The organism is Gordonia sp. SMJS1 (assembly GCF_029866425.1).
In the GTDB taxonomy this organism is placed as follows: domain Bacteria; phylum Actinomycetota; class Actinomycetes; order Mycobacteriales; family Mycobacteriaceae; genus Gordonia; species Gordonia hongkongensis.
In genome coordinates, this window is sequence record NZ_CP123381.1 from 727,937 (window position 1) to 745,112 (window position 17,176).

Here is a 17,176-nt window from a genome sequence, read left to right on the forward strand (position 1 = left end):
TCTCACTCGTGTCTCACGTGGCGGGTGCGGTCAGTCCGGCGGTGACGAAGCCGGCCAGGGCCGTCACGGCGGCGGGGCTCGAGGTCTCGGTGCCCCCGAACCGCAGGAGGATCAACTGGAAGGCGAGTGCCCAGCGTCGGCGCGCCTCGCTCGCCGTCAGGCCGGGGACGGCCTCGGCGAGCATGTCGGCGAACGGATCGAGATCGAACCAGCGCGACGTCCAGCTCGCGGTGGGATGGGCGAACACAAACCGTGCGAGCAGCTGTAGGTGCAGATGTCCGGTTGGGTCGGACTGCAGGTCGACGAAGGGGGCCACCACAACGTCGACGACATGCGCGATCGGCGTACCGGCCGGGTCGAGGGAGGCCAGCGGGTCGGCCCACAGCGGACCCAGGCGAGACTCCAGCAGCGCGATGGTGAGGTCGTCCTTGGTGCCGAAGTGATAGTGCACCGCCGCCGGGTTCGCCTCGGCGGCCGCGCAGATCGCCCGGACGGACACCTTGTCGTATCCCTCGGCGAGGAAGAGACGTTCGGCGACGGCCAGCAGGGCGTCGCGGGTGGGCAGCGACGTCGAATCGCGGCGCTCACCGCGTCCGGCGCGCGTGGTCTGGGTCACACGTCGAGGAAAGCACAGTTCAGTCGATGTTTCAATCAATGATTGAATGCGCAGGTTGCTACCGGCGAGTAGTGGGACACTCTGCGGCGACGGTCGGGCGCGACGTAGGCTGGCAGTCGTGGCTGAACACTTTCAAACAGTTGTATTGGGTGCAGGTCCAGGTGGGTACGTAGCCGCGATCCGGTCGGCTCAACTGGGCATGAAAACCGCCGTCATCGAGGAGAAGTACTGGGGCGGTGTGTGTCTGAACGTCGGATGTATCCCGTCCAAGGCCCTGTTGCGCAATGCGGAGCTCGCACACATCTTCAACCATCAGGCCAAGACCTTCGGCATGAGTGGTGAGGTGTCCTTCGACTTCGGCGCGGCATTCGACCGCAGCCGCAAGGTCTCGGACGGCATCGTCAAGGGCGTCCACTACCTGATGAAGAAGAACAAGATCACCGAGATCGACGGTTACGGCGTGTTCACCGACGCCAAGACCATCAAGGTGGGCGACCGGGAGATCACGTTCGACAACGTCATCATCGACACCGGGTCGACCGTCAAGCTGCTCCCCGGCGTCGAACTGTCGGAGAACGTGGTCACCTACGAAGAGCAGATCCTGACCCGTGAGCTGCCCGAGTCCATCGTCATCGTCGGTGCGGGCGCCATCGGCATGGAGTTCGGTTACGTCATGGCCAACTACGGCGTCGACGTCACGATCGTCGAGTTCCTCGATCGCGTGCTCCCCAACGAGGACGCCGACTCCTCGAAGGCCCTCGCCAAGGAGTACAAGAAGCTCGGCATCAAGTTGCTGACCTCCACCCGGGTCCAGAAGGTCACCGACAACGGCGACAGCGTCACCGTCGCCTACACCGACGCCAAGGACAAAGAGGGTGAGCTCACCGTCGACAAGGTTCTCATGTCCGTCGGATTCGCCCCGCGTGTCGAGGGCTTCGGCCTCGACAAGACCGGTGTCGAACTCACCGATCGCGGCGCCATCGCCATCGACGACTACATGCGCACCAACGTCGACGGCATCTACGCCATCGGCGACGTCACCGCCAAACTGCAGCTCGCGCACGTCGCCGAGGCCCAGGGCGTGGTGGCCGCCGAGACCATCGCCGGCGTCGAGACCATGACCCTCGGTGATTACCGGTTCATGCCGCGTGCCACCTTCTGTCAGCCGCAGGTCGCATCGTTCGGCCTCACCGAGGCGCAGGCCAAGGACGAGGGCTACAACGTCAAAGCGACCACGTTCCCGTTCTCGGCCAACGGCAAGGCCCAGGGGCTCGGCGAGACCGCGGGCTTCGCCAAGCTCGTCACCAATGCCGACACCGACGAGCTGCTCGGCGGACACCTGGTGGGCGACAACGTCTCCGAGATGCTCCCGGAGATGACGCTGGCCCACAAGTGGGATCTCACGGCCAAGGAGCTGGCGCGGAACGTGCACACGCACCCGACCATGTCGGAAGCACTGCAGGAGACGTTCCACGGCGCTCTCGGGCACATGATCAACCTGTAGACGTGTGAGTGCAGACGAGCGGGTCCGGGAGTGGACGCTCCCGTGGCCGCTCGACCTGCGGGCAACGGTCGGCCTGCACCGGCGCGGTGCGGGCGACCCGGCGTTCGTCTACGCCAGGGACGGTTCGGTCTGGCGGGCGGTGCACACCCCCGACGGGCCGGGCACCCTGACGATCGCCGTGCGGTCCGGCGTCGTCGTCGGTCGCGCATGGGGTCCCGGCGCGGACTGGTTGCTCGACCAGATGCCGGATTTCCTCGGTGCGCGAGACGATCCCGACGCCCTCGTCCCCCGCGATCCCGTTGTGCGGGAACTGGTGCGCCGCGCCGAGGGTTTGCGGCTCTCACGCACCGACCGGGTCTGGGAGGCGCTCGTCCCCGCGATCCTGGAACAGAAGGTCGTCGGCGCGGAGGCGTTCCGTGCCTGGCGATATCTGGTGCGCCGCTTCGGCTCTCCCGCGCCCGGACCGGTCCCGGAGACCATGCGGGTGCCGCCCGCCCGGCAGGACTGGGTGCGCATCCCGAGCTGGGAGTGGCACCGCAGCGGCATCGAACCGGTCCGCATGCGGACCATTCGCGGCGCCACCACCATCGACGTCGAGCGACATGCGCGGAAGCTCACCGTGCTCCGCGGTGTCGGCCAGTGGACCGAGGCCGAGACGCTGTCGCGGTCACTCGGCGACCCCGACGTGGTCAACGTCGGCGACTACCACATCCCGAAACTGGTGGGACTCACGTTGATCGGCGAGGCCGTCGACGACGCGGGCATGCTCGAACTACTCGAACCCTATGCGGGGCAACGTCAACGAATCATCAGGCTGGTCGCGCGACGGGGCGTCCGGCCCGAACGACGCGGCCCGCGGATGACGGTCCGCGACTACCGGGACTTCTGACGCCTCGGGCCGCCTACGACGCCGTCTTGCGTGCCAGCACGAACTGCCCCTGACCGGTGATCGTCTGCTCGACGTCGTCCAGGCCCGCGCGTCGGAGGCGTTCGACGATCTCGTGGTCGTCGAAGATGCGGTACCCGCTCGCCCCGGCGAGCGGCCGGACGCCGGGGAACGAGGTGAGCGGCGTCGTCACCGAGGTGAAGACCACGATCTCGCCGCCCGGTGCGGTCACCCGCACCAGCTCGTCGACGACCGGAAGCGGGTCGGGGATCAGATAGAGGGCCGCCAGGCAGGTCACCACGTCGAAAGTGTTGTCGGCGAACGGCAATGCGTGGGCATCACCCCGCAGGAACGCGGCCCGCCCCACCGCGTTGGTCTGCGCGGCCCGCGCCAGCATGGGCGCGGAGAAGTCGATCCCGATGCAGCGACCGTCGCCGGTGAGTCCGTCGGCGATCTCGCGTATGTAATTGCCGGGGCCGCAGGCGACATCGAGGACCAACCGGTCACCGGGGCGGGCGAGGTAGGCGCGTAGTGCACGGTCGAAGTCGGCGGTGGAACGGCCGCCGAGGCTGAAGAGCCGGGTGAAGGTCGGCCGCCAGAGATGCTCGTAGATCTCGGCGAAGTACTCGTTGCGCATCAGGCGCTGCGCGATCGACTCCATGTCAGGGCTGTCGCAGTCAGGAGCGGGCGTCGCGCTGGACGCGCAGCGTGTGGATGGTGGTCGCGAGGCTGTCGTATTGACCGACGAGCAGGGTGAACCCGATGAGTTTCCGGTCGTCGAGGTGCCGGGACAACGCCTGCCAGGCGATGTCGGAGACGTCCTTGGTCTCGACGAGTTCGTCGACCGCGCGCAGGATCGCCCGTTCACGATCACCCCACCCGGCGTCGGGACCCTCGAGGATGCGGTCGAACTCGTCGGCGGTGATCCCGGCCCGACGGCCGAGGCGTCGGTGATGGTCGAGTTCGTAGTCGCAATGCCTCAGGTGGGCCACCCGGAGGATCACCATCTCGGAGTCCTTGCGCGGCAACACACCGAACGGCATCAGCCGGCTGCTGAAGTGGAGCCAACCGCGGAACAACCCCTTCGCGCGACCCAGGGTCGAGAAGATGTGCGCGTCGTCGACACCCATGACGCGTGCGGCCCCCCGCGCGAAGACGAAATTGACCGGCCCGAGCTCCCGGAAACCACCCGGTGCGACGCGAGGTGTGCCCATGGGCCCACGGTAGACTACGCGGACTATGACGCACACCACACGGACGTTCACCAGTGTCGACGAACTGAAGGCCGCGATCGGGGAGGACCTCGGCTCGGGCGAGTGGCTCGAGATCACCCAGGAACGGGTCGACGCCTTCGCCGATGCGACCGGCGATCACCAGTGGATTCACGTCGACCCCGAGCGTGCGAAGTCCGGTCCGTTCGGGACGACCATCGCGCACGGATACCTGACGGTGTCGCTGCTGCCGATGATCGCGGGGAAGATCTTCACCGTCGAGGGCCCCAAGCTGGTCCTGAACTACGGTATGAACAAGCTGCGCTTCCCGAACCCGGTGAAGGTCGGCGCCCGCATCCGCTCGAACGCGGTGATCACCTCGGTCGAGGAGACCCCCAAGGGCGTGAACATGGTCGTCACCAACACCGTCGAGATCGAGGGCGAGGCGAAGCCCGCGTGCGTCGCCGAGAACCTTCGCGTCCTCGTCTTCTGACCGGGGCGGCTCCTCGACGCTCAGCGGCGGCACTCGTCGACGGCCGGTTCGCCGCGTAGCCGGCGGTCGAGCCAGTCGAGGGCGACGGGGAAGCCGAGCAGCGCCGCGCTGATGTGTTCACCGAAGACCTCGCGGTAGGCCATGACCGCACCGAGGGCGCATTGTTCGCGGTAGAGGGCGCGGGCGCCGGCCGCGGGTATCCACCACTCGTGGGTCCCGTGGTAGATCAGCAGCGGGATCACCGAGGCGCGGTCGGCCATCGCGGTCAGCCGATAGATCCGCTGGGCGGTCGGCGACCGGAACGGGTCGGGATCACTCGAGAGCAACTGCATCGGCAGGAAGGTGCCACCGGCCACCGCCTCGGGGATCACGCACACGTTCTTCAACGGCGACGACGCGAGCCAACGCGCGGGCCGGTTCGTGAGGGTCAGGATCTCCGGGCGCTCGCGCGCGATGCCGACGGTGGCCGCGTGGAACAGGCCGGTCGCGAGGTTCGCGTTCATGCTCCCGACCAGCATGCGGAAGTCGGCCGGGACACCGCCGAGACCCGCGCCGACGACACGGTCGGTGAGCTCGGGTGCGTACTCGCCCAGTAGTTTCGCCGCACCGTGGGTGGCGATGGCGCCGCCCGAGTACCCGGTCATGGCGATCCGGCTGCGGCGCAACAATTCCGGGCGCACATGGAGGGCCGCGCGGACGGCGTCGAGGATCACGTGCCCGGCGAGTACCGGCTCCGCGTAGGCCATCCGGGGTCCCTGGTGGTCGGGCACGAGCACCGCATAGCCCTCGTGCAGCGCCAGCTGGGTCGTCGGCGGGATCAGGTCGGTGATGCCCGTCGCGATGGAAAACCCATGCGCGAGTGTGTGTCCCGGTGTGCAGGCGGCACCGAGTGAGTCGATCGGCAGGTTGTTCACGAGCATCGGCGTCGGTGCCCTGGCCGTTCGACGCGGGACCAGCAGGGTCGCGGTGCCGAAGATCGGCGCCCCGACGGCATCGGTGCTGCGGAACTCGATCAGCGTCGCCGATCGGAGCGGTACCGTCACCACCGGCCCGGCGGCGGCGGTGACGTCGCGGGTGGCGATCACGTCTCCCGGGGCGCGTGAATCCAGGTCGCCGGCCACCGGTCGAACATCGGGTCACCTGTCGGGGACGGCAGGATAGATTCGCGCAATTCGAGTGCGCGGTGGTCGAATCCGTCGGCGCGCACGAGGCGGGATCGTGCGAAGCCGAGGAATGGGCGGCGGTGGCACCGCGCGGTCGATGGCGCCTGCGACGGGCGGCGGCAGCGGCATCATGTTCGGCGGGTCCGCGGCCGATGGCCCGGCGGACAGCGAGCCGACGGCGGCCACCAGCAGCACGGCGACCACCAGCACGGTGGCCGTCCACACCGCCCGGCATCGAAGCGCGTGCCGGGTTCTCGTCATGGCGGTGCCTCCGCGTCGAAGAGCGCTTCGTCGGTGACCTTAGGACAGTAGACCCGGCGCGGACCTCCGTTGCGCATCGATGGTCGCCGCACCGAGACGCAACCGTGATGTGCGGCGCGATAGGCGGTTTCGCGTGTCACCCGACCGGACTACATGGGTGCCGCCATGGATGGTCGCTCCCGCGCAGGCCGTCGTCACCGACTAGCATTGGCGGAGGTCATCGCGGTTCGAGTCGTCAGAGGTGCTGCCGGGGGGCGGGCGACTCGACGATGGCCGAGGTGAGACGGGAGGTTGGCGATGCCGACCAGGGGTGTTCTTCGACGATCGGTCCGACGCGCAGCGGTCGCGGTGACGGCGACGTGTGCCGCCGTGGCGCTCCTCGCGGGCCCGACCGAGACGAGTGGTCCCGCCGACGCCGAGCCGCCCAATCTCACCGCGGTCCCGCCACAGTTGCCGGCGGACGTCGACGGCCTGATCCCGGCGCCGCCGGTCGCGAAGCTGTCGCGCATCCCGGAACGGTCCCGGATTCCCGGCGCTTCCCGTGAACTGCAAGAACTGCGCGAGGCGATCATGCCGTCGCCCAGTGGCGACCGGTTCTTCGACCACTGGCCGGCCGGTCTGGCCGCGCGGACACCCGGTGAGGTCCTGACCACGCGGTCGGTGACCCGGGTGGCGCAGCCCCTGGTCTTCGTCCCGCTGCGATCGGCGCGGCAGGTCAAGTTCCGGACGACCGACGCCAACGGCGCCCCGATGTTCGGCACGGCCACCCTGCTGGTGCCGGCCAAGGCCTGGACCGGGCGGGGAGACCGCCCCGTCCTGGTCAACAACTCGCCGATCGTCGCGCTGGGCACCAAGTGCACGACGGGCTTCACCTACGCGCACGGTTTCACCAACAACACGAACGAGACCGATCTCATCCCGCCGTTCACCCAGCTCGCGTTGGACCGGGGTTATGCGGTGCTCGTGCCCGACCACACCGGGCCCCGGATGGCCTACGCCGAGCCGTATGTCGCGGGCCACGTGATCCTCGACTCGTTGCGCGCGGCCGGCGCTCTCGACCCGGCGAACTTCGCCCGCGGACCGGTCGCCATGGTCGGCTACTCCGGCGGGGCGATCGCCACCCACGGCGCGGCCAAGCTGGCCGCGAAGTATGCGCCCGACATCGCCGGGCGGTTCGTGGGGGCGGCCATCGGCGGGGTGCCCGCCGACTACCGGACACTCGCCGGCGCCATGAACGCGAACCTCGCGTCCGGGGTCTTCCACGCCGCGATGCTCGGCGTCGCCCGGGAACGGCCCGAGGTCCTCCAGATGTCGAACCATCTGGCGAGATGGCTTGCGACGTCGGAGATCCGCAACATCTGCACCGATGACATGGGCAACCTCGGGATCGCTCACCTGCCGACGCAGCTCCTGTCGACCGACCCCGATCCGTTCCACTCCGCGATCGCCGAGGAGCTCTTCGAGGTCACGTCCATGTCGGATCTGAAGGCGTCGATGCCATTGCTGATCTACCACGGGCGCTACGAGTGGTGGGTTCCCGCAACCCAGGCACGGGCGCTCGCCGCCCAGCAGTGCGATCTCGGTGCGACGGTGACGTATCGGGAGTACGAGGCCGAGCACGTCACGGCGGCTGCGGTCGGGTTCCCGGACACCGCGACCTGGCTCGACGAACGTCTGCGCGGAGTGCCCGCACCGAACGGGTGTCGTCGTTAACGGTTCTCGGTGAGGCTCATGTACGGCGAGACGCTGCTGGTGTGTTCGTCGATGCGGAGTGACGCTCCGACTGCGGGGAATGCGCGCTGGGCGCAGTTGGTCCGCTCACACACCCGGCAGCCGGCGCCGATCGGGGTCACATGCGCCTGCGGTCCGATCTCCAGACCGTCGGAATAGATCACCCGCGCGGCATGGCGCAGTTCGCATCCCATGCCGATCGCGAAGGTCTTGCCCGGTTGTCCGTAGCGGGTGGCGCGGCGTTCGACGGTGCGCGCAACCCAGAAGTAGTTCCGGCCGTCGGGCATCTCGGCGATCTGGGTGATGATCTTGCCGGGATAGGCGAACGTCTCGTAGACGTTCCACAGCGGACAGGTGCCGCCACTGGACGAGAAGTGGAAACCGGTGGCGGACTGACGTTTCGACATGTTCCCGGCTCGGTCCACGCGCACGAACGACCAGGGGATGCCCCGCAGGTTGGGCCGCTGCAGCGTCGAGAGGCGGTGGCAGATCGTCTCGTAGGAGACGGCGTAGAAGGCCGAGAGGCGTTCGATGTCGTACCGGAAATCCTCTGCGGCGCCGTGGAATTGGCTGTAGGGAAGGACGACTGCGGCGGCGAAGTAATTCGCCAGACCGAGAAGTCCCAGCGCCCGGGCGTCCTCACCGCTGAAGTTGGCCTCGTCGACCAGTTTGTCCAGGAGGTCCTGGTACTCGAGATAGCAGAGCTCGCTGGCGAGTTTGAACGTCCGCTGACCTGCCGAGAGCGACGCGGAGAACTCCAGACGCCGGGCCTCGCGGTCGAACCGGTGCAGGGTGTAGTCCCCGAGGTCGACGCGGCGCACGATGCTGATGCCGTGGACGCTCTCGATGCGGTTCATGATCTCGCGCCGGATGTCGGCGGAGTGCATCCGCATCCGGGTCGTCATCTCCTCGGCGACGACATCGAGCTCGTGAATGTAGTTGCGGCGCTGGTAGAAATAGTCCCGCACCTCCTCGTGCGGCGCGCTGATGGTGCCGCGCATGCTGCGGTCGCCCCGCTCGTCGGTCGCCGCCGCGAGCTGATCGGTGGCGACCCGGTAGCGGCGGTGCAGGTTCACCATCGCCTGGGCCATCTCGGGATGCGACGCGACCATCGCGCTGAGCCCCTGCGCGTCGAGTGCGCCGGGGGAGGCCTCCAGGTCGTCGTCGAGCAGCGCCTCACGCAGCTCGGCGACCAGCCGGACATCGTCCTGGCTGTCGAAGAACCCGGCGTCGACACCGAAGGCCTCGGTGATCTTGGACAGCACCGACGCGGTCAGCGGACGGGCATCGTGTTCGATCTGGTTCAGGTACGACGCCGAGATCGACAGGGTCTGTGCGAGCGCAACCTGCGACAGGCCGCGCTCGGAACGCAACTGGCGCAACCGCGAGCCCACGTAGGTCCTGCTCATCGTCCACCTCCCGGACAGGTGCTGCCGCGTCGCGCGTCGTTCCCAGGGTACGGTGACCGCGTGCTACCCCTCCTCGGCCGACGCCGCCCGCCGGCAGCGCTGGCCGCGTCGGTCGTGGCAGTGGCGCTCGGCCTCGCGGGGTGCGCGGGCGATCCGGAAGCAGCGACGGCTCCCCGCGGTCCCGCCGATCTCGTGCTGTCCGAAGCCCAGCTGCCGCCCGCGTACACCTCCGCCCCGCTGTCGGTGGCGGATCTCGTCGCCGGGAACCGGGCCGCCATCGACGCCTCTCGATCGGTGCGCGTCACGCCCGAGTACTGCCGGCCCACCTCCGACGCCGCGCTCAACGACCGGCTGACCGCCGACAACTCGGCGGTGCTGGCCGCCCGTGACGGCGCGACGGGCACCCTCGTCGAACTGGTCACCACCACATCGCGCGACATCGACGCCGACCGGCTCACCACGACCGGCCGCTGCTCTCGGACCACGACGGAGATCACCACCGGCAACCTCGCGGGCAGTCGGGTGCTCACGGTGTACACCGAACTGCCCCAGCCGGAGATCGACGGCGGGTTGCTGCCCGGGGAGCAGATGCTGCTCACGCGATCCGACGTCACGACGACCCTGCCCGACGGCGGTGTCCGGCGGCAGATCGGGTTCGCCGGGTACGCCCTACTCGACCGGCCGGCGTCGGGGCCGGTGTCGGTGCAGCTGACGGTGTCGGGCGCGACCACCCGTGCGAGCGATCCGCCGTCCATCCCGGTGGAGCCGATCGAACCGTCGGTGTTCGCGGATCTCTTCGAGACCGCCGTCGAGCGCGTCACCACACCCTGACGGCCGCCGTCCGCTGTCCGCGGACCGTTCCGGCCAGGTGTGATGGACGTCACTTTCGGGTATCCGGTCGTCCGGGTGGGGGTCCGAGGACCTCCGGGCCCCAGGATCGGCTCGACTACTCGTGAGTAGAAAATCCCAGTACGGACGTACTTTTTGGCAGAAGTAGGCCCTGCGTTCACAGAACCATATTCGCAAACTTTGCAAACAGGTGGCGAAAAATAGCCCACATTTACACGCTTCAAGGGTTGGACCTGCGGGTTTGTGTTGTGGCACCCTTGCTGCAGGCACCACCGATACCACGTCGACGGGTTCGCAAATTCGGCCGAGACTGACGCCGATCGCGATCACACACCCCAGGCGAGGGCATCGGCTGTCTGTCAGCAGAGAGGTTCCGGCGGCGCGCCGGGCCGTCGCCCCGATCCGGTCCCCGGTCGGGACGAGCAGGACAACGAAAGCGAAGCAGCCAATGAGCAACGTCGGAAAGCCCCGTACCGCCGCGGAGATCCAGCAGGACTGGGACACCAACCCGCGCTGGAAGGGCATCAAGCGCGATTACACCGCCGAGCAGGTCGCCGAGCTCCAGGGCTCGGTCGTCGAGGAGCACACCCTCGCCCGCCGCGGCGCCGAGATCCTGTGGGACGGCGTGACCAAGGGTGACGGCAGCTACATCAACGCCCTGGGCGCTCTCACCGGTAACCAGGCCGTGCAGCAGGTCCGCGCCGGCCTGAAGGCCGTGTACCTCTCGGGTTGGCAGGTCGCTGGTGACGCGAACCTGTCCGGCCACACCTACCCCGACCAGTCGCTCTACCCGGCCAACTCGGTCCCGAGCGTCGTGCGTCGCATCAACAACGCGCTGCTGCGTGCCGACGAGATCGCCCGCGTCGAGGGTGACAACTCGGTCGACAACTGGGTCGTTCCGATAGTGGCCGACGGTGAGGCCGGCTTCGGCGGCGCCCTCAACGTCTACGAACTGCAGAAGGCCATGATCGCCGCGGGTGCCGCCGGTACCCACTGGGAGGATCAGCTCGCGTCGGAGAAGAAGTGCGGCCACCTCGGTGGCAAGGTGCTCATCCCGACCCAGCAGCACATCCGCACCCTGAACTCGGCTCGTCTCGCCGCCGACGTCGCTGGTGTCCCCACCGTCGTGATCGCCCGCACCGATGCCGAGGCCGCCACGCTGATCACCTCCGACGTCGACGATCGCGACAAGCAGTTCGTCACCGGTGAGCGCACCGCCGAGGGCTACTACCACGTGAAGAACGGCATCGAGCCGTGCATCGAGCGTGCGAAGTCCTACGCGCCGTACGCCGACATGATCTGGATGGAGACCGGTACCCCGGATCTCGAGCTGGCCCGCAAGTTCGCCGAGGCCGTCAAGGCCGAGTACCCCGACCAGCTGCTGTCCTACAACTGCAGCCCGTCGTTCAACTGGAGCAAGCACCTCGACGACAGCACCATCGCGAAGTTCCAGAACGAGCTGGGCGCCATGGGCTTCACCTTCCAGTTCATCACGCTGGCCGGCTTCCACTCGCTGAACTACGGCATGTTCGACCTGGCCTACGGCTACGCCCGCGAGCAGATGTCGGCGTTCGTCGACCTGCAGAACCGCGAGTTCAAGGCTGCCGAAGAGCGCGGCTTCACCGCCGTCAAGCACCAGCGTGAGGTCGGCGCCGGCTACTTCGACAACATCGCCACCACCGTCGACCCCAACACCTCGACCGCTGCTCTCAAGGGCTCGACCGAGGAAGGCCAGTTCCACTAGGAACTCGCCACCGTCGTGATCTAGGCGAACCAGGCAGGCGGTCCGCGGCTTTCGCTGCGGGCCGCCTGTTGGCGTATCCCGGGCTCGGCGCGTGCCCGGAGGGTCACCCATGTTCTTGCGAAATCGGTTCTTGCCGAGGACGATTCCACCCGAGGAGCCGACATGACAAACCAGAAGATCTCCCGCGTCGGCGTGGTGGGGGCAGGACAGATGGGCGCGGGGATCGCCGAGGTGTGCGCGCGGGCCCACGCCGACGTGCTCGTCTACGAGCACAGCCGAGAACTCGTCGTCGCCGGTCGCGCCCGGATTCTCCGATCACTCGATCGCGGTGTGTCGAGCGGCAAACTGACCGAACGCGAACGCGACCAGGCGTCGATGCGACTCCGCTTCACCACTGACCTGGGCGACTTCGCCGATCGCCACCTCGTGTGCGAGGCCGTCGTCGAGGACGAGGTGGTCAAGACCGAGATCTTCGCCCAACTGGACAAGGTCGTGACCGACCCCGGGGCGATCCTGGCGTCGAACACATCGTCCATCCCGATCATGAAGCTGGGCATGGCAACCCAGAACACCGCCCGCGTCATCGGCATGCACTTCTTCAACCCCGTACCGGTTCTCCCGCTGGTCGAACTCGTCACCACCCTGACGACCGCTCCGGAGATCGTCGAGCGCGCCGAGGCCTTCGCCCACGACGTGTTGGGCAAGCAGGTGGTCCGGTCGGCCGATCGATCCGGATTCGTCGTGAACGCGCTGCTGGTCCCGTATCTGCTCTCATCCATCCGGATGGTGGAGAGCGGTGTCGCGACCGTCGACGACATAGACAAGGCCATGGTCCTCGGGTGTGCGCACCCGATGGGTCCCCTCAAGCTGGCCGATCTGGTCGGACTCGACACGATCAAGGCCATCGCCGACCGGATGTACGAGGAGTTCAAGGAGCCGCTCTACGCACCGCCTCCGCTGCTGTTGCGCATGGTCGAGGCGGGGCGACTGGGCAAGAAGGCCGACCACGGCTTCTACCGTTACGCCTGATCGACGACGGTCCGGCGCGCGTCCGAGGTGACGTGCGTCACGAGTGTTAGCACGATGCTTGCATTTGCTAGCACAGCGTGGATACTGGTTATCGGAAACACCAATACCGATGGCGCCGCGGTTCCCTTATCTCGCGCGGTGTGAGCCGAATCGAATTGGCTTGCAACACCGACCGTTTCGAGGCGGCAGGCGACGGATTGTTCCGACATGCGCCCGGCGAAGACGCCGAGATCAACGAGACCGCATGTGCTGCAGCGCGATTGGTGACCCGACCGAAGGAGTTCACTGTGACCACCACCGAACGTAACTACGCCCCCCCTCTATGCCGCCGTCGGCGCCGGCGACTACGCCTTCGCCCAGGTGACCGAGAAGCTGACCGAACTGCGTGAGCGCACCGAGGCTGCTGCCGAGACCGCTCAGTCGCGTCTCGAGGCCCGCTACGCCGAGACCAAGACCCTGATCACGGATCTGCCCGAGACCGCCCAGACGCGTTTCGACGAGGCCAAGACCCGCATCGGCTCGCTGTCCGAGGAGGTCCCGAGCGACCTCGACGAGCTGCGCGGCAAGCTGACCGCCGAGGAGCTCAAGCGCCTCGCCGACCCCTACGTCGAGAAGGCCTACGGCTTCTACACCTCGCTCGCCGAGCGCGGCGAGGCCACCCTCGAGCGCCTGCGCACCAAGCCGCTCGTCCAGGAGAACCTGTCGCGCGCCGAGAAGGTCTACAACGACGCCGTCGACCTGACCGAGGACGCCCTCGGCGTCGTGTCGACCCAGACCCGCCTCGTCGGTGATCGTGCGGCGAAGCTCGCCGGCCGTGCGAGCGAGCAGGTCGAGGACGTCGCCGTCGCGATCGAAGAGGCCGGCAGCAGCGTCAAGGAGCAGGCCGACGACGCGGCCAAGGAGATCGACGGCGCCGCAGGCACTGTCGAGGCCAAGGGTCGTGCCGCCAAGGCTTCGCCGGCCAAGAAGGTCGCCGAGGCCAAGGACACCCCGGTGCCGGCCGTGAAGAAGACCGCCGCCAAGAAGGCGCCGGCCAAGAAGGCCCCGGTCAAGAAGCCGACCACCGCGAAGTAAGTCGCACACAGTCGCATACGGCAACGCCCCCGCTTCCGGCGGGGGCGTTGTCGTGTGTGGGGGGCGCCTTTGTCTCGGGACGAGGTCCCTGTCCCGCGGTGGTGTTTCCGTCCCGCTGATGAGATCCGATCAGCGGGAGGGAAGCGGGGCCGCGGGACTCAGCTCATCGACTCGAACTTCTCCAGCCATGGCCGGAGCAGGCCGATGAAGGACCCGTCCTCGAGCATCGACCAGGTCCAGCGCACGACGACGGGGCCCAGCGCGCGGATCTCGTCCTCGCGCAGCTTCTCCTGCAGCACGACGTCGGCCACCGTCATCCCTGATGGCCGAAGGCGGCCGTATTTGACCATGCCGTCGAACTCCCCGACGAGCTTCGCCCCCCAGTCGAAGTCGACACGGTAGACGCCGCTCCGCGCACAGTACTCGCGTTGCAGTCGTGGAGCAGGCAGGCCGGCCTCGATCATCTGCGCCCGACTCCACGATTCGCCGACGCTTTCGGCCGCCCCATCGGCCAGTGCCAGCGCACGCCGAGCCACTCGACCTCCGCGCCGACGACGAGAGGCGAGCATCCGGCCCATGAGCTCACGATCGGCGCCTGCTCGAAGTGCCTGGTCGAAGGCGGTGAGGGCCTGTGCGAAGTCGCCCCCGGCCGCTACATCGACAGCGGTTCGCTCGATTCTGGTGACGGGTATTCCGTCGACGACGGCGAGCTCGTCTGCCGTCAGGGCGGCGGCGTGAACGTGACGATGCGTCGCGATGAATCCGCCGGCCTTCTTGCCGTTGGTGACGTGAACGCGTTCGGTGGCGGGCTTCAGCAGCGGAATGCCGAGCACCGCGGCGGCCGAGACGTGACTCAGTGGCAACTGTGGTGCGCTCGCCGGCTGTGACGTGGCGATCGCGACAGACTTGAGGCGGTGCAACTCCTGGTCGCCTTCGTGCCCGGCGAAGTCGTCGGATGCCGGCACGTAGACGCCGGGGATGAGCCGGATCAGGTCCCCGGCGGATACCGCTGCAGCAAGCAGGTTGTCGGAGAAGGCCGCATCGAGTGCGGCGCCGCGACGGATCAGACCGTAGCGGTCCAGTGGGTAGCTGGTCATCTCTATTCGACGCAGCGGAGGGCGTCTCGGCTCCATCGGGTTTTCCCCAACCTTCCCGCGGTCCCGCTTCCGTCCCGCTGATGAGATCCGATCAGCGGGACGGAAACAGCACCGCTGGAGCGAGACTCCGCGACGGCGCCGGTCAGGGCGTCCGGATGGTGAGGACCGCGAGCGCGCCGTCGTCGCTGCGGTAGGTGTGCGCAACATCGGACAGCCAGTGCAGGGATTCGCCCGGCCCCGCCGCGCGTTCCTCGCCGGCGCGACCGGCCCGGAGATGGCCGCTGACGACATGTACGTGCTCGACGACGCCGGGCCCGTGCGCGGGCGACTCCCTGGTCCCGCCCGGGCTGACGCGCAACCAGAAGACCTCGGTGACCGAGCCGTCGTCGTGATGCTCGACGTGCAGCACCCGGGCGGCGAGGTGGGGGCCGGCGCCCTCGACTCCGGATTCCTCGCCCAGGAGGGCGGACAGCGGCACGCCGAGCGGACCGGCAATGGCGTACAGCGTGTCGAGGGTCGGATTTCGTTGTCCACCTTCGAGTTCGGACAACGAACCCTTGCCGATCCGCGCTTCCCGGGCGAGGCCTGACAAGCTCAGGCCCCGCTGCTTTCGGATGGCGGAGATCCGGGCCCCGACCGCGCGTCGTCGATCCTCGCCGGGTGTCATCGTCCTCGTCTCGTTCGCGTCGCTGCCGACAACCACTGTTCTGTTTACGGAACGATACCGCTATGCTCGCGACATGACCAGTCCCGCGCCGCGGGCTCGCAGTGAGCCGATCATCGCCGGAGTCGTCACTTCCCTGGTCGGTTTCACCTCGTCGTTCGTCGTGGTGGTCACCGGCTTGCGGGCCGTGGGCGCCAGTCCGGCACAAGCCGCGTCGGGTCTGCTCGTGCTGACGATTCTGTTCGGACTCGGATCGATTGCGCTGTCGCTGCGCACCCGCCGACCGGTGACACTGGCGTGGTCGACCCCGGGCGCGGCACTCCTCGTGTCGGCGGGTGCGTCCTACGACGCCGGGTGGGCGGCGGCGGTCGGGGCGTTCCTGGTGGTGGGGTTGCTGATCCTCGCGACCGGACTGGTCCCCGCACTCGGCGAACTCATCGGCCGGATTCCGACGCCGATCGCCCAGGCCATGCTGGCCGGCGTGCTGCTCACCCTCTGCCTCGCGCCGATGACGTCGCTGGCCGCACAACCGTGGTCGACACTTCCGATCCTCGTCGTGTGGCTCCTCGCAATGCGGTGGCTGCCCCGGTGGGCGCTGCCACTGGCCTTGGTCACCGCGCTGGTCGTGATCGGGGTGAACCTCGCCGTCGACGGATACGACGGCTGGGAGGGTGAGACGTGGTGGCCGCAGTTGGTCTGGACGACACCGACTTTCGACGCGACGGCGATCGTCGGACTGGCGGTCCCGCTCTACATCGTCACCATGGCCTCGCAGAACGTTCCCGGGGTGGCCGTGCTCAAGTCCTTCGGCTATGAGACGCCCTGGCGTCCGGCGATGTTCGTGACCGGCACGGGAACCGTACTCGGAGCGCCGTTCGGCGGACACGCCATCAACCTCGCGGCTCTGTCCGCGGCACTGGCCGCGGGTCCGGAGGCGGGCGCCGACCGATCACGGCGATGGATCGCCGGTGTGGCGACGGGGTCGACGAGCCTCGTACTAGCGGTGCTGTCGGGTGCGCTGGTCGTCGTCACGGCGATCGCGCCGGACGGACTGCTCGAAGCCGTTGCGGGACTTGCGCTCCTGGCCACGTTCGTGGCCGCGATCATGGGGGCGTTCGAGAAGCCGGAGTTCCGCATTCCCGCGGCACTGGCGTTCGTGACCGCGGCCGCGGGCGTCACCTTCGGGGGATCGGTGGCGCGTTCTGGGCGCTTGTCGTCGGGCTGGCGGCGCACGGGGTGCTCAGTCGGCGCCCGGTTCCTGCTCCCTGATCCGAAAGAACCGCATAACCCCTGGTCCCTGAGGTGCGAGGAGCGCAAGCGACGAGCCACGAAGGGCCTGGCGAGGCGAGTTGCGAAGACCCTAATGGGGGTGGATCGGCGTCCTGCAGGGGATGCTGGTTTGTGTGAGCCTTCCCGGCCGGTGACCACTCCGAGACCCTGAAACG

At 68.1% G+C, this 17,176-nt stretch carries 14 protein-coding genes and 3 pseudogenes; 10 read left to right on the plus strand and 7 right to left on the minus strand.

Translation table 11 applies throughout. The features are described from left to right. Nucleotides 1–13: 13 nt before the first annotated feature. The gene (locus tag QAD21_RS03370; RefSeq protein WP_058251287.1) at nt 14–616 is read right to left on the minus strand and encodes a TetR/AcrR family transcriptional regulator; all 603 of its coding nucleotides are present in this window, start codon (nt 614–616) and stop codon (nt 14–16) included. A gap of 118 nt (nt 617–734) precedes the next feature. Here QAD21_RS03370 and lpdA point away from each other — a divergent pair, with 118 nt between their 5' ends. Together lpdA and QAD21_RS03380 are read left to right on the plus strand one after the other, a co-directional pair. Continuing rightward, nucleotides 735–2,120, plus strand: a complete 1,386-nt coding sequence (gene lpdA, locus QAD21_RS03375) for a dihydrolipoyl dehydrogenase (protein WP_159370036.1) — start codon at nt 735–737, stop codon at nt 2,118–2,120. Nucleotides 2,121–2,124: 4 nt separating this feature from the next. Then, nucleotides 2,125–3,009 (plus strand): 3-methyladenine DNA glycosylase, encoded by an 885-nt coding sequence (locus QAD21_RS03380; RefSeq protein ID WP_159370037.1) that lies wholly within the window; start codon nt 2,125–2,127, stop codon nt 3,007–3,009. 13 nt (nt 3,010–3,022) lie between these two features. Here QAD21_RS03380 and QAD21_RS03385 read toward each other — a convergent pair whose 3' ends face one another. Then, nucleotides 3,023–3,667: a methyltransferase domain-containing protein gene (locus QAD21_RS03385; RefSeq protein WP_159370038.1), complete on the minus strand. Its 645-nt coding sequence runs from the start codon at nt 3,665–3,667 to the stop codon at nt 3,023–3,025. A gap of 16 nt (nt 3,668–3,683) precedes the next feature. Next, nucleotides 3,684–4,220: a carboxymuconolactone decarboxylase family protein gene (locus QAD21_RS03390; protein ID WP_247451241.1), complete on the minus strand. Its 537-nt coding sequence runs from the start codon at nt 4,218–4,220 to the stop codon at nt 3,684–3,686. Nucleotides 4,221–4,245: 25 nt separating this feature from the next. Between QAD21_RS03390 and QAD21_RS03395 the strand changes: the two genes are divergently transcribed. After that, entirely contained in the window at nt 4,246–4,710 is a 465-nt protein-coding gene (locus tag QAD21_RS03395) for a MaoC family dehydratase (protein WP_065630148.1), read from the plus strand. A gap of 20 nt (nt 4,711–4,730) precedes the next feature. Here the strand turns inward: QAD21_RS03395 and QAD21_RS03400 are convergent. Beyond that, nucleotides 4,731–6,005 (minus strand): annotated as a pseudogene (locus tag QAD21_RS03400) (lipase family protein). Between QAD21_RS03400 and QAD21_RS03405 the strand changes: the two are divergent. Further along, complete coding sequence (locus QAD21_RS03405) at nt 5,929–6,171, plus strand: hypothetical protein (protein ID WP_280361869.1); 243 nt, start codon at nt 5,929–5,931, stop codon at nt 6,169–6,171. The pseudogene QAD21_RS03400 and the gene QAD21_RS03405 sit on opposite strands and share 77 nt — an antisense overlap. 260 nt (nt 6,172–6,431) lie before the next feature. Beyond that, nucleotides 6,432–7,847: a lipase family protein gene (locus QAD21_RS03410; protein WP_083229437.1), complete on the plus strand. Its 1,416-nt coding sequence runs from the start codon at nt 6,432–6,434 to the stop codon at nt 7,845–7,847. Here QAD21_RS03410 and ramB read toward each other — a convergent pair. Continuing rightward, a complete protein-coding gene (ramB, locus tag QAD21_RS03415; protein ID WP_065630150.1) occupies nt 7,844–9,274 on the minus strand; it encodes an acetate metabolism transcriptional regulator RamB in 1,431 nt (476 codons plus the stop codon). The two genes, QAD21_RS03410 and ramB, sit on opposite strands and share 4 nt — an antisense overlap. A gap of 60 nt (nt 9,275–9,334) precedes the next feature. Here ramB and QAD21_RS03420 point away from each other — a divergent pair, with 60 nt between their 5' ends. The 4 genes and pseudogenes from QAD21_RS03420 (at nt 9,335) to QAD21_RS03435 (ending at nt 13,970) form a co-directional block, all read left to right on the plus strand. Beyond that, a complete protein-coding gene (locus QAD21_RS03420) occupies nt 9,335–10,105 on the plus strand; it encodes a hypothetical protein (RefSeq protein WP_068971645.1) in 771 nt (256 codons plus the stop codon). A 466-nt stretch (nt 10,106–10,571) separates the two neighbouring features. Beyond that, on the plus strand, nt 10,572–11,867 hold the full coding sequence (aceA, locus tag QAD21_RS03425) for an isocitrate lyase (RefSeq protein ID WP_068971642.1): 1,296 nt from the start codon (nt 10,572–10,574) through the stop codon (nt 11,865–11,867). A gap of 162 nt (nt 11,868–12,029) precedes the next feature. Continuing rightward, nucleotides 12,030–12,896 carry a 3-hydroxybutyryl-CoA dehydrogenase gene (locus tag QAD21_RS03430; RefSeq protein ID WP_068971643.1) on the plus strand — a complete coding sequence of 289 codons (867 nt, stop codon included), beginning with the start codon at nt 12,030–12,032 and terminating at the stop codon, nt 12,894–12,896. Nucleotides 12,897–13,183: 287 nt separating this feature from the next. Beyond that, nucleotides 13,184–13,970: pseudogene (locus QAD21_RS03435) on the plus strand (heparin-binding hemagglutinin). Between the two features lie 158 nt (nt 13,971–14,128). Here QAD21_RS03435 and QAD21_RS03440 read toward each other — a convergent pair. Both QAD21_RS03440 and QAD21_RS03445 read right to left on the minus strand, forming a co-directional pair. Then, a complete protein-coding gene (locus tag QAD21_RS03440; RefSeq protein ID WP_165630622.1) occupies nt 14,129–15,067 on the minus strand; it encodes a hypothetical protein in 939 nt (312 codons plus the stop codon). Between the two features lie 142 nt (nt 15,068–15,209). Further along, entirely contained in the window at nt 15,210–15,734 is a 525-nt protein-coding gene (locus QAD21_RS03445) for an XRE family transcriptional regulator (protein ID WP_058251418.1), read from the minus strand. Nucleotides 15,735–15,807: 73 nt separating this feature from the next. Here QAD21_RS03445 and QAD21_RS03450 point away from each other — a divergent pair. Then, nucleotides 15,808–17,000: pseudogene (locus QAD21_RS03450) on the plus strand (benzoate/H(+) symporter BenE family transporter). The last annotated feature ends 176 nt before the right edge of the window (nt 17,001–17,176 follow it).

Bases quoted from the DNA above. Each gene is read 5' to 3' on its own strand.
- QAD21_RS03385 (WP_159370038.1), bottom strand. From the start codon at position 3,667: ATGGAGTCGATCGCGCAGCGCCTGATGCGCAACGAGTACTTCGCCGAG.
- QAD21_RS03390 (WP_247451241.1), bottom strand. From the start codon at position 4,220: ATGGGCACACCTCGCGTCGCACCGGGTGGTTTCCGGGAGCTCGGGCCG.
- QAD21_RS03395 (WP_065630148.1), top strand. From the start codon at position 4,246: ATGACGCACACCACACGGACGTTCACCAGTGTCGACGAACTGAAGGCC.
- QAD21_RS03410 (WP_083229437.1), top strand. From the start codon at position 6,432: ATGCCGACCAGGGGTGTTCTTCGACGATCGGTCCGACGCGCAGCGGTC.
- ramB (WP_065630150.1), bottom strand. From the start codon at position 9,274: ATGAGCAGGACCTACGTGGGCTCGCGGTTGCGCCAGTTGCGTTCCGAG.
- aceA (WP_068971642.1), top strand. From the start codon at position 10,572: ATGAGCAACGTCGGAAAGCCCCGTACCGCCGCGGAGATCCAGCAGGAC.
- QAD21_RS03430 (WP_068971643.1), top strand. From the start codon at position 12,030: ATGACAAACCAGAAGATCTCCCGCGTCGGCGTGGTGGGGGCAGGACAG.
- QAD21_RS03440 (WP_165630622.1), bottom strand. From the start codon at position 15,067: ATGACCAGCTACCCACTGGACCGCTACGGTCTGATCCGTCGCGGCGCC.
- QAD21_RS03445 (WP_058251418.1), bottom strand. From the start codon at position 15,734: ATGACACCCGGCGAGGATCGACGACGCGCGGTCGGGGCCCGGATCTCC.